The sequence below is a fragment of the Streptomyces sp. ERV7 genome (assembly GCF_001653515.1).
In the GTDB taxonomy this organism is placed as follows: Bacteria; Actinomycetota; Actinomycetes; order Streptomycetales; family Streptomycetaceae; genus Streptomyces.
Window position 1 is genome coordinate 732,556 of record NZ_LYOY01000040.1, and the last position, 11,801, is coordinate 744,356.

The following is an 11,801-nucleotide window of genomic DNA, read 5'->3' on the forward strand; positions in this document are numbered from 1 at the left end:
CGTGCCGGGCCGGGTGGAGCGCCCGACCGGTCGTCACGGAAGGGGCCGGTCAGGGGCGTCGCGCCCAGCTTGCTGAGGCCATACCCATGTCGCCGAAGGACACAAACCTTGTCTGAGGAAACGCGCGTTTTCCGTACCGCCGCCGTGATTCCCGCGGCCGGCCGCGGCGTGCGGCTCGGCCCGGGCGCCCCCAAGGCGCTCCGCGCGCTGAACGGCACGCCCATGCTCATCCACGCCGTCCGGGCGATGGCCGCCTCCCGCGCCGTCTCGCTCGTCGTCGTCGTGGCCCCGCCCGACGGCGCCACCGAGGTCAAGAACCTGCTGGCCGAGCACGCGCTGCCGGAGCGCACCGACTTCGTCGTGGTGCCCGGCGGCGAGAGCCGCCAGGAGTCCGTGCGGCTCGGCCTCCAGGCGCTGCCGCAGGGCATCGACGTGGTCCTCGTCCACGACGCGGCCCGTCCGCTGGTGCCGGTCGACACCGTCGACGCGGTGATCGAGGCCGTACGGGACGGGGCCCCGGCCGTCGTCCCCGCGCTGCCGCTCGCCGACACCGTCAAGGAGGTCGAGCCGCACACCGACGGCACCCCCGAGCCGGTGCTCGCCACGCCCGACCGGTCCCGGCTGCGCGCCGTACAGACCCCGCAGGGCTTCGACCACGCCACCCTGGTGCGCGCCCACGAGAGCGTCACCGGCGAGGTCACGGACGACGCGTCGATGGTCGAGCGGCTCGGCCTGAAGGTCGTGGTCGTCCCCGGCCACGAGGAGGCCTTCAAGGTGACCCGCCCGCTGGACCTGGTCCTGGCGGAGGCGGTCCTGGCCCGCAGGAGGGCGAACGATGGCTTCTGAGACGCCCCCGCGGGCCCCGGCCCCGGTGATCCCGCAGGTCGGCATCGGCACCGACATCCACGCCTTCGAGGAGGGCCGCGAGCTGTGGTGCGCGGGCCTGCTCTGGGAGGGCGAGGGCCCCGGCCTCGCGGGCCACTCCGACGCGGACGTCGTCGCCCACGCCGCCTGCAACGCGCTCTTCTCGGCGGCGGGCCTCGGCGACCTCGGCGCCCACTTCGGCACCGGGCGCCCCGAGTGGTCCGGCGCCTCCGGCGTCACCCTGCTCACCGAGGCCGCCCGGATCGTCCGGGAGGCGGGCTTCGGCATCGGCAACGTGGCCGTCCAGGTGGTCGGCCCCCGCCCGAAGATCGGCAAGCGGCGCGAGGAGGCGCAGAAGGTGCTCTCGGACGCGGTCGGCGCGCCGGTCTCGGTCTCCGGCGCCACCACCGACGGCCTGGGCTTCCCCGGCCGCGGCGACGGCCTCGCCGGGATCGCCACGGCGCTGGTGTACCGGACCGGATGAAGGCGTTCCGGCGGACGGGTCGAAAGGCCGCCGAAATGCCCGCGGCGGAGCCCGCCGGAAAAGCTTCTGTCACACTTCGGTGCCCCGTGGCCCAAGGGTCGCGGGGCACTGCTACGGGCCCACTACCCTGGACTCGTGACTATTCGCCTGTACGACACCAGCGCCCGGCAGATCCGTGACTTCACCCCGCTCGTTCCGGGCTGTGTCTCGATCTACCTCTGTGGCGCGACCGTGCAGGCCGCCCCGCACATCGGGCACGTCCGCTCCTACCTCGACTTCGACATCGCGCGCCGCTGGTTCCAATACCGCGGCTACGACGTCACGTTCATCCGCAACGTCACCGACATCGACGACAAGATCATCGCCAAGTCGGCCGAACAGGGCCGCCCCTGGTGGTCGATCGGCTACGAGAACGAGCGCGCCTTCAACGACGGCTACAACGCCCTGGGTTGCCTGCCGCCCACCTACGAGCCGCGCGCGACCGGGCACGTCCCCGAGATGATCGAGATGATGCGCGGCCTGATCGAGCGCGGCCACGCGTACGCGTCGGACGGCAGCGTCTACTTCGACGTGCGCTCCTTCCCCGGCTATCTGGAGCTGTCCAACCAGGACATCGACGACCTGCTCCAGCCCGACGAGGGCGTCGCGGGCAAGCGCGACCCCCGCGACTTCGCCATGTGGAAGGCGTCCAAGCCGGGCGAGCCCGACTGGGAGACGCCCTGGGGCCGCGGCCGTCCGGGCTGGCACCTGGAGTGCTCGGCGATGGCCCACAAGTACCTGGGCAGCGCCTTCGACATCCACGGCGGCGGTCGCGACCTGATCTTCCCGCACCACGAGAACGAGATCGCCCAGGCCAAGGCGTACGGCGACGACTTCGCCGCGTACTGGATGCACAACGCCTGGGTCACCCTGTCCGGCGAGAAGATGTCCAAGTCGCTCGGCAACTCGGTGCTCGTCTCCGACATGGTCAAGACGTGGCGCCCGATCGTGCTGCGCTACTACCTCGGCACCCCGCACTACCGCTCGACCATCGAGTACAGCGAGGAGGCCCTGCGCGAGGCCGAGTCGGCGTTCGCGCGCATCGAGGGCTTCGTCCAGCGCGTGGTCGAGAAGGCCGGGGGCGTGGTCGAGCCGGCCGCCGAGGTGCCGCCCGCGTTCGCCGAGGCGATGGACGACGACCTGGGCGTCCCGGGGGCGCTCGCGATCATCCACACCACGGTCCGCCAGGGCAACAGCGCGCTGGCCGCCGACGACAAGGAAGAGGCCGTCGCCCGCCTCGCCGAGGTCCGCGCGATGCTCGGCGTCCTCGGGCTCGACCCGCTGGACGCCCACTGGGCGGGCGAGGCCGACCGGGGCGAGGACCTGCACGGGGCCGTCGACACGCTCGTACGGCTGGTGCTCGAACAGCGTGAGGCGGCCCGGGCCCGCAAGGACTGGGCCACCGCCGACGCCATCCGCGACCAGCTGACCCAGTCCGGCCTGGTCATCGAGGACAGCCCCAGCGGCCCCCGCTGGACCCTCGGCCCCCGCTGACGGGGCAGCGCGATGTGCCGCCCGGGCGACCGGGCGGCACACTTCATATACGTACGTACGCAGGACCCACGGACGAAACGACGCCCCGTAGGTCGCAGAATCACGGAAACAGGTAGGTCATGGCCGGGAACAGCCAGCGCAGGAACCGCCGCACGTCCAACAAGAAGGGCGCGACGGTCGGCAGCGGTGGCCAGCGGCGCCGGGGCCTGGAGGGCAAGGGCCCCACGCCGCCCGCCGAGGACCGCAAGAAGCACAAGAAGAACCGCATCGCCACCGCCAAGGCCAGGCAGGCGGCGACCCGCCGCCCGGCCCCGCGCCGCGGCGGCGCCAAGGGCACGTCCGAGATGGTCGTCGGCCGCAACCCGGTCTTCGAGGCCCTGCGCGACGGCGTCCCGGCGACCACGCTGTACGTGCAGCAGTACATCGACAACGACGAGCGGGTGCGCGACGCGCTCCAGCTCGCGGGCGAGCGCGGCAACATCAACCTGATGGAGGCCCCGCGCGCCGAGCTCGACCGGATGACCAACGGGCTCAACCACCAGGGCCTGGTCCTCCAGGTCCCGCCGTACGAGTACGCGCACCCGCAGGACCTCCTGGAGGCCGCGTACGACAACCACGACACGCCGCTCATCGTGGCCCTCGACGGTGTCACCGACCCGCGCAACCTCGGCGCGATCGTCCGCTCCACCTCCGCCTTCGGCGGCCACGGCGTGGTCGTGCCCGAGCGCCGCGCGGCCGGGATGACGGCCGGCGCCTGGAAGTCCTCGGCGGGCACCGCCGCCCGTACGCCGGTCTCGCGCGTCACCAACCTGACCCGCGCCCTGGAGGACTACAAGAAGGCCGGAGTCACGATCGTGGGCCTGGCGGCCGACGGCGAGCACACGGTCGAGCAGCTGGAAGCGCTGGCCGGCCCGGTCGTCATCGTCATCGGCAGCGAGGGCAAGGGCCTGGGCCGCCTCGTCGGCGAGACCTGCGACTACCGGGTGCGGATCTCGATGCCGGGCGGCGCCGAGTCGCTGAACGCCGGTGTCGCGGCGGGCATCGTGCTGTACGAGGCGGCGCGCCGGCGCAAGGGCTGACGCCCTTCGTACGGACGCTGCCGTCCGACGCCCGTCCGGAGTAGGTGATCTTGACGGGCCTCGGACAGATCTCGCCTCCGTCAAGGCAGTGTCCTAAACCTCCATCACTCGGTTAGATGAGTGTGGACACCAGAACGCCCCGGCCCGGGTTCGACGATCAGCCTGCCCTCAGTATGGTCAAGGTGGACTCGGACCCCGCGCAGGTCATCGTCAACCACGCCAGTTTCCGGGTGCACTTCGCCCCGAAGGCCCAGTCGAAGCGCCCGCTGAGGGACCCGGCGAGGGTGCCGGCCGCGGGTGCGGCCCGCCGCCGGGCCCCGGTGGTGTGGAGCGGCCGGGCGGCGCCCGGGGCGACCGGCCTGCTGCAGGCGGTGCGCGGACTGGAGGCGCCGGGCGCGGCGGGCGAGTCGCTCGACGTGGGCGCCACCCAGGTCATCCCGCGCATCGACGAGGACACCATGCCGACGCCGGTGGTGGTGGCCCCGCGCGCGCCGCTTGCGGACTCCGGCGGCGGCGCGGAGACGGCCCTGCTCCAGGCGGTGCGCCAGAGCCCGCACGGATACGCCCAAGGGGCGTACGGGGACGACGGGTTCGACGAGTTCGAGCGCGGCTACGACGACGGCTACGAGGGCGAGGACGGCCCGGAGTCGCGCGGCCAGCGGCACGGCGCGGACCAGGTGCGGCACGCGTACTACCCGGGCCGCCGGATGAACCTCGGTGTGGTCCTCCTCCCGCTGCGCGTCTTCCTCGGCTTCATCTCCGTGTACGCGGGGATGGGCAAGCTCTGCGACCCCGTCTACTTCGACGGCGGCGAGCGCGGCTCGATGATGAAGTGGCTGAACTCGCTGCACCCGTGGGCCCTCGCCGAGCCGCTGCGCGCCTTCGCGCTCCAGCATCCGGTCGGGGCGGGCCTGTCGGTGGCCTTCCTCCAGATCGTGGTGGGCGTGCTGACCATGCTGGGGCTGTGGCAGCGGGTCGCGGCGGTGTTCGGGGCGCTGCTCTCGGCCGCGCTGCTGCTGACGGTGAGCTGGCAGACGGTCCCGGCGTACGACGCGCCGGACTTCATCTACCTCGCCGCCTGGTCCCCGCTGATCACGGGAGGGGTGCTCGGTGGGTGCCGTCCGCCGCAGCGTCACTGTGCCCGAGGCGGCGGAGACCGCGACGACGGCCGCCCAGGCGGGCCAGGCGTGGGTGCCGCCCGCGAGCAGCACCGCGCCGCCCAGGACGAGCGGGGCAAGGGTGGTGAGGGCCGCGCCGCGCAGCGCGGGTGCCGACGCCATCACAGGGCCGGCCGGGCGTGGCGGGCGGCGGTCCGGAACGGGCGGCCGCCGAGGTCCACCCGGACGCTCCCGGTCCGGCCGCCGCAGGACCAGTCGAGCCACAGCACCCACTCGGTGTCCCCGGCCTCGGTCCTGACCTCCAGGTCCAGCACCTCCACCTCGCCCTGGCCGACCTGGTACGGGAAGTCGCTGGTGGAGAGCGGGCGTACACGCGGCAAAGTCGCGTCGAGCAGCACCTCGAACCGGCGCAGCGGGACCTCCGCCGCGTGCCGGGAGAGGTCTCCGGAGCGGTCCGTCCGCGCGATCACCTCCACGCGCAGGTCCGTCAGCACCACGGGAAGCGGCCCGGCCCCGGTCACGACCAGCCGGACCGTGTGCCCGCCGGCCGGGACCTCGACGACCCGGCCGCCCTCCTCCAGCACCACGTAGTCCTGGTTCCTGATCCGTGTCGAGACGAGGACCGGGACGGCCGAGCCGGAGTCCTCCCGTGCCCTGCGCCGCGCCAGCCGGTCGCTGAACTGCCGTGGCAGGTCCTGGCTCAGATACGCGGCGGCGGCCGCGGCCGCCACTCCGCCGGACCAGGACAGGGCTCCGCCCGGGGCCCGGAGCAGGACCGCGCCGAGCGCCGCCGCCCCCGCGCCACCGATCAGCCAGAGACGACCGCGTCCCCCACGTCCCGCCATCGCACCCCGTCCCGGACCGCCCATGTGTTCGCCCGCACAAGGTATCCGGGGAACGGACGCCGTGTCAGACGCTCAGTGATTCAACTGGGCCCGGACGTCCGCGACTTGGGGGCCGGTGTCCTGGGCGGGAATGCTCCAGCGGTCGGAGGAGTCCGTTCCGTCGGTGTAGATCAGCTTGCCGCCCCGGGCCTGGGCGGGGGTGAGGTCGAAGACCTTGGCGCGCAGTTGGTGGGCGCCGGGCTCGATGGCGCCGGAGTGCTGGTACGTGCCGAGGGCGACCTCGGCGGCGTGGCCCGCGCCCTCCGCGATCAGCGTGCCGTTCGGCGCGATCCAGTGCCAGCCGCCGCCCTTGGCGAGCGCTGTCTCGGCGGCGGGGTTGGCGGTGAGCGACTTCTCGTCCATGGTCACCACGGCGAAGGTGCCGTACCGCGAGGTCTGCCCGCCCGCCTCCTTCAGGTACACCACGGTCATCGGCGTGATCTCCAGGATGCCGACGGTGTTGGCGCCCACCGTCCGCGACGGCTCGCCCAGGGCCTGCGCCACCGTGCCCGTAGAGGGGTCGCTGCCGACGCCGCCTCCGGGCCCGTCGGCGGAGGGGGCCGCGGGCGGCTGTGTGGTGGGTGCCTGTGTGGTGGGCGCCCGGCCGGACGGCGACTCGGCGCCGGAGTCGTTCTGGCAGGCCGTCAGGGCGAGGCAGCCGACGGCGGTCGCGGTGGCGGCGGCGAGCAGGGTCTTGCGCATGGATTCCCCCCGGAGCTCTGGTACGCACAGTGACCGTACCGCCACACACCGGACGTGAGGGGCGCGGTCACCGAACCGGGACGAAGGGGGACCGAGCCGGTGAAGAAGTCCGTACGGACGGGACCGCTCGCACGGTGGCGGGGCGCGGGCGGGGGTTCGAAGACAGGCCCTCAGAACGCGGCGATCGTGAAGGGCGCCCGCTCCGCACGGCTGAGCGCCCGCAGGACCGCCGTCGGGCCGTGGCGGCGCACGGACAGGCGCGAGAGCAGATCGACGACGGTGTCCACGGCGCTCGGGGCGAAGCGGGGAGTGGCGATGCCCGCGCTCACCGCGAGGTCGTCGCCGTGCACCGCGATCTCCATCATCCGGGTGGTCAGGAAGTCGTCGAGCAGGAGTGACCACGGGCCCCAGAGCGGGATGCGGACCGGCCGGTTCTCCGCCGAGGCCAGCGTGCCCGTCAGCTCGGCGACGGCCGCGGCCACCCGGTCGGCCAGTGCCCCGGCCCCCTCGGCGGCCTCGCTCTCGCCGCCCTGCCGGATCCGTACGTTGATCTCCTCCTCGGGGCCCGCCCCGATCCACTCCACCCGCTCGTAGTGCCCGAGCAGCGGGACCACCGGCTCGGACGGCACGGGTGCGGCCAGCGTGGGCGGGATCGACAGGACCTGGTAGGCGAGATGGCCCGCCAGACCGCCCACGGTGAACCCGGCCAGCGCGCTCGGCCCCGGCCACGCGGCGCCGACGGCCGGGTCGCGCAGCAGGTCCGGGACGGAGCCCGCCAGGGCCAGGAAGTCGTGCCGCGCAGAGGTCATGTCCGTACGATCCCGCCCCCGGCCCTCACCAGGCAAGCGGCAGGGTCTCCGGGCCGCGGTTGATCGAGCCCCGGCGCCAGCGCACCTGCTCGGGCCCGATCGCGAGCCGCAGGTCCGGGGCCGTGCGCAGCAGCGTGGAGAGGATCACCTCCAACTGCATCCGGGTCAGCGCCGCCCCGAGGCAGTAGTGCGCGCCGTGCCCGAAGGCGAGGTTGGGGGACTCGTCCCGGGTCATCTCGAAGCGGTCCGGCTCGGTGAAGACTTCCGGGTCGCGGTTGGCGGCCAGATACGAGACGTACACGGCCTCCCCGGCGCGGATGAGCACATCGCCCACCGGCACGTCCTCGGTGGCGATCCGGGGCAGCCCCACGCCGTTGCGCTGCGGGACGAACCGCAGCAACTCCTCGACGGCCGTGGGCAGCAGCTCCGGGTCCGCCCGCAGCCGCGCCAGCTGCTCGGGGTGCGTGAGCAGTGTGTACACCATCGTGGAGCACTGGTTGCGGACCTGGTCCAGGGCGTTGAGGACGATCATCACGGCCAGCGAGATCAGCTCGGGGCGGCTGAGCGCCCCCTCGGCCTGCGCCTGGGAGAGCTCGCTGAACAGGTCGTCGCCCGGGTGCTCCAGGCGGTGGTCCGCGAGCGCCCTGAAGTACCCGGCGATCTCGGCCTTGACCGCGTTGCTCTCCTCAAGGGAGTGGTCGCTGGAGAGGATGACGCCCCGCCAGGCCTGGAGCCGGCCGAGGTCGGACTCCGGCACGCCGAGCAGCTTCCCGATCACCTGCTCCGGCAGCGGGCCGGTCACGTATTCGGTGAGGTCGGCGGGCGGCCCCTGCGCCAGCATCTCCCCGACGAGCCGCTCCGCGATCGCCTCCGTCTCGACCTTGAGGACCGCGACCCGCTTGCGGTTGAAGGTCTGGGCGAGGAGCCGCCGCAGCCGGGTGTGGTCGGGCGGATCGGTGCGGCCGATGCCTCCGACGGGGGCCACGACGTGCGGGGTCATGCTGGTCACCGGCCGGTCGACGGTCAGCGCCCGGCTGAACCGCGGATCCGAGGTGACCTCCTTGATGTCCTGGTACCGGGTCACCAGCCAGGCGTGGCCGTCCCCGAACCGCATCCGCACCAGCGCGACCGGCTCCTCGCGCAGCAGCCGGTGGAGGAGCGGGTCGAACTCCAGCGCGTCCAGGTGCTCCACCGGCCAGAAGTGCTCGGTGGCCTCGCCGGAGGTGCGCCGGCGCAGCTCGTCGGTGCGTACGTCCTCGCTCATGACGTCACCCGCGCGTCCGCCGTCGGGGCCTGTACGGGAGGCGAGTGCCGCAGCGGGGTGAGCTGCTCGATGTCGTAGCGGACGCGCAGCTCCTGGACGGCCGCCGGGTCGATCCCGTCGCCGCTGTTGAGCAGTTCGAGCAGTTCCTCGAAGTACCGCTCGTGGTCCGGGGGAGGAGAGGCCTGGAACAGCATCCTGGCGGGGCGGCCGGTCGGGTTCGCGAAGGCGTGCGGGCAGCCGGGCGGCACCAGGATCATCGTCCCCGCCGTCGCCCGCAGATGGCGCTGACCGGACGGCGACTCCCACTCCCGCCAGTCGTCGAGGGTGCGGACCTTCGGCTCGAAGGCCATCACGTCCAGCTCGCCCTCCAGCAGGTAGAACAGCTCCTCGCTGCGGCTGTGGGCGTGCGCGCCGACGTCGAAGCCGGGCGGCACCACCACCTCGAAGGTGGAGGCGACCGTCGAGTGCGCGCCGGTGACCTTGAAGGTCACCTGCTGGGCGGCGGTCCTGACGGTCCGGCCGCCGCCGGGCGGGATCACCAGTCCGTCGGTGGGACGGGTGCGGGGGTCGAGGTCGTCCACGGCTCTCTCCTCTCGGTACGGTTCCTGACGTCCCGTCACCACTGCACCGGCAGTTCCCTGGGCCCGCGGATCAGCGCCCCGCGCTCCCACACCAGCTCCTCGTCCGGCACCGCGAGCCGCAGGCCGGGGAAGCGGTCCCACAGCGAGCGCAGCAGGATCTCGGACTCCATCCGGGCCAGCGTGGCGCCGGGGCAGTAGTGCGGGCCGTGCCCGAAGGCGACGTGCGGGTTGTGGGTCCGGTCGAAGTCGAGCTGCTCCGGATCGGCGAACACCCGCGGGTCGCGGTTGGCCGTGAGGTACGAGACGTAGACGGGGTCGCCCGCCGGGATCAGCACCCCGCCCACCTCGACGTCCTCCAGGGCGATCCGTGAGAGGCCGACCGCGTTGCGGTGCGGGATGTAGCGCAGCAGCTCCTCCACGGCCTGCGGGACGAGCTCCGGCTCGGCGCGCAGCCGGGCCAGGTGTCCGGGCCGGGTGAGCAGCGCGTACACCATGTTCGCGCTGTTGTTGCGGACCGCGTGCGCGCCGCCGATCTGGATCAGCACGGCGAGGCCCACGGCCTCGTCCTGGTCGAGCAGGTCGTTGTCCATGGCGGCCGCGAGGACACCCGCCAGATCCTCCTCGGGCTCCGCCCTGCGCCGCTCGACGAGTTCGCGGAAGTACGCGGCCATCTCCGCCTTGGCCTGCTCACTGGCCTCGCGGCCGCGCGCGGCGGAGATGATGGTGTCCGACCAGTGCGCCATCTTCGACTGGTCCTCGTCCGGCACCCCCATCAGCGCGCACACCATGGCGAGCGGGAAGGGCCGGTTGAGGTGGGCCATCAGGTCGAGCGGTCCGCCTGTGCCCTCCATCCGGTCGAGCAGCCGGTCGACCACCTGCTGGGCGTGCTCGTGCAGTCGGCGCATGGACCGGGCGGTGAAGGCGCTGGCGACCACGCGGCGCATCCGGGTGTGGTCCGGCGGGTCCGCGAACCCGACGGCCCCGTCCATCGGGATGAAGTGCGGGGCCAGTCTGGTGACCTGACGCCCCATCACGGCCTGGCGGCTGAAGCGGGGGTCGACCGAGACGAACCGGACGTCGTCGTAGCGGGTCGCCAGCCAGGCGTGGCCCTCGCCGTTGGGCATCTTCACCCGGGCGACCGGCTCCTCGTGCAGCAGCCGCGCGAGCAGCGGGTCGAAGGCGAGGCCGGGCAGGTCCGGCGGCGCCCAGAAGTGGATCTGCGATGCGGCCATGGCGTACTGGTCTCCTGTCTCGGTGGTGCGGGGTCAGACCGCCGGCTCCGGCACGGCTGTCTTCGGTACGGCGGATTCCCTGGGCGCTTCGGCCTTCCTGGACGGGGCGGGGGCGGCCCAGTGCCCCAGTGCCACCTCGGCGGTGATGCCCGGGCCGAACCCGGCGATCAGGCCCTTGGCCCGGTCCTCGACGCCGCCTTCGTCGAACAGCCGCCCGAGCGCGTCGAGGACGACGGCGCTGGCGATGTTCCCGTACTCGGTGAGCGTGGCGCGGCTGAACCGGAACGCCTCCGGCGGCACGCCGAGGTACTTGCAGAGGTCGTCCAGGATGCGCGGCCCGCCCGCATGGACGATGTAGAAGTCCAGGTTGGAGGCGTTCCAGCCATGTTGGTCGGCGAGTCTGCCGAGGACGGGCGCCAGGGCCTCCATGGTGCCCGGGACCCGCTTGTCGAGCAGGAAGTGGAATCCGGTCTCGCGCACCGCGTAGGCGATCCAGTCCTCGGTCTCCGGGACGAGGTAGGAGCCGTTGCGCTCCAGCCGGATCCCGGTGCCGCCCGAGCCCCGGACGACCGCCGCGGCCACGGCGTCGCCGAACAGCCCGTTGGACAGCAGGGTGCCGACGCCCAGGTCGGTCGGCTGGTAGCTGAGCGAGCAGAACTCGCAGGCCACGATCAGTACGTTGGCCCCGGGATAGGCGGTGCAGAAGTCGTGTGCGCGGTTGATCGCGCTGCCGCCCGCCGCGCAGCCGAGTTGGGCGATCGGGATCTGGCGGGTCTCTGGCCGAAAACCCATGGTGTTGATCAACCAGGCCGTCAGAGAAGGCATCATGAACCCCGTGCACGAGACATAGACGATCAGATCGATGTCACGCGGCGACAGCTCGGCGGTCTCCAGCGCCTGCCGCACCACCTGCGGCACCCGTGCCTTGGCCTCCGCCTCGTACAGCGTGTTCCGCACCTCGAAGCCCGGGTGGCGCAGGGTGTCCTCAAGAGGCTGGACGATGTGCCGTTTGGCCACTCCGGTGTTCTCGATCAGGCGTAGCGCGAGGGCGAGCTGGGGATGGTCGGCGTGAACGGTGCGTACCAGGTCGAGGGTCTGCTCCGAGGTGATCACGTGCTCGGGCACGGCGACGGCAGGTCGGCACAAGACGGCCATGGGCGGAACATCCTGGGGGTAGACGGCGCCCGGTCTCGTGACGGGGGTCGGGCGGGCTGCCGGACAGCCGTGGTGGATCATTCCAGACCTGGGGGA

11 protein-coding genes are annotated in these 11,801 nt (G+C 72.9%); 5 read left to right on the forward strand and 6 right to left on the reverse strand.

The annotated features are described in order from the left end of the window. Positions 1–108 precede the first annotated feature (108 nt). The 5 genes from ispD to A8W25_RS34980 all read left to right on the forward strand — a co-directional run bounded on the left by ispD (position 109) and on the right by A8W25_RS34980 (position 5,669). Entirely contained in the window at positions 109–846 is a 738-nt protein-coding gene (gene ispD / locus A8W25_RS17865) for a 2-C-methyl-D-erythritol 4-phosphate cytidylyltransferase (RefSeq protein ID WP_067162661.1), read from the forward strand. After that, positions 836–1,348, forward strand: a complete 513-nt coding sequence (ispF, locus tag A8W25_RS17870; protein ID WP_067162662.1) for a 2-C-methyl-D-erythritol 2,4-cyclodiphosphate synthase — start codon at positions 836–838, stop codon at positions 1,346–1,348. The genes ispD and ispF overlap by 11 nt, the downstream gene beginning before the upstream one ends. Before the next feature lie 135 nt (positions 1,349–1,483). Continuing rightward, positions 1,484–2,881, forward strand: a complete 1,398-nt coding sequence (gene cysS / locus A8W25_RS17875) for a cysteine--tRNA ligase (RefSeq protein ID WP_067162664.1) — start codon at positions 1,484–1,486, stop codon at positions 2,879–2,881. Between the two features lie 119 nt (positions 2,882–3,000). Continuing rightward, positions 3,001–3,960, forward strand: coding sequence for a 23S rRNA (guanosine(2251)-2'-O)-methyltransferase RlmB (gene rlmB / locus A8W25_RS17880; RefSeq protein WP_067162666.1), 960 nt, complete (start codon positions 3,001–3,003; stop codon positions 3,958–3,960). A 116-nt stretch (positions 3,961–4,076) separates the two neighbouring features. Then, positions 4,077–5,669, forward strand: a complete 1,593-nt coding sequence (locus A8W25_RS34980; protein ID WP_234386488.1) for a DoxX family protein — start codon at positions 4,077–4,079, stop codon at positions 5,667–5,669. 326 nt (positions 5,670–5,995) lie between these two features. On the opposite strand, the gene A8W25_RS17890 is transcribed toward A8W25_RS34980, so the two are convergent. From A8W25_RS17890 to A8W25_RS17915, 6 genes are all read right to left on the reverse strand, one after another. Beyond that, positions 5,996–6,664, reverse strand: coding sequence for a hypothetical protein (locus tag A8W25_RS17890; RefSeq protein WP_067162670.1), 669 nt, complete (start codon positions 6,662–6,664; stop codon positions 5,996–5,998). A gap of 170 nt (positions 6,665–6,834) precedes the next feature. After that, a complete protein-coding gene (locus A8W25_RS17895) occupies positions 6,835–7,473 on the reverse strand; it encodes a maleylpyruvate isomerase N-terminal domain-containing protein (protein WP_067162673.1) in 639 nt (212 codons plus the stop codon). Positions 7,474–7,498: 25 nt separating this feature from the next. Next, positions 7,499–8,737: a cytochrome P450 gene (locus tag A8W25_RS17900; RefSeq protein ID WP_079126154.1), complete on the reverse strand. Its 1,239-nt coding sequence runs from the start codon at positions 8,735–8,737 to the stop codon at positions 7,499–7,501. Next, positions 8,734–9,318 carry a cupin domain-containing protein gene (locus A8W25_RS17905; protein WP_067162675.1) on the reverse strand — a complete coding sequence of 195 codons (585 nt, stop codon included), beginning with the start codon at positions 9,316–9,318 and terminating at the stop codon, positions 8,734–8,736. Before A8W25_RS17905 ends, A8W25_RS17900 begins: the two co-directional genes overlap by 4 nt. A 35-nt stretch (positions 9,319–9,353) precedes the next feature. Further along, on the reverse strand, positions 9,354–10,550 hold the full coding sequence (locus A8W25_RS17910) for a cytochrome P450 (protein ID WP_067162677.1): 1,197 nt from the start codon (positions 10,548–10,550) through the stop codon (positions 9,354–9,356). 33 nt (positions 10,551–10,583) lie between these two features. Further along, entirely contained in the window at positions 10,584–11,705 is a 1,122-nt protein-coding gene (locus A8W25_RS17915) for a type III polyketide synthase (protein WP_067162680.1), read from the reverse strand. Positions 11,706–11,801: the final 96 nt, after the last annotated feature.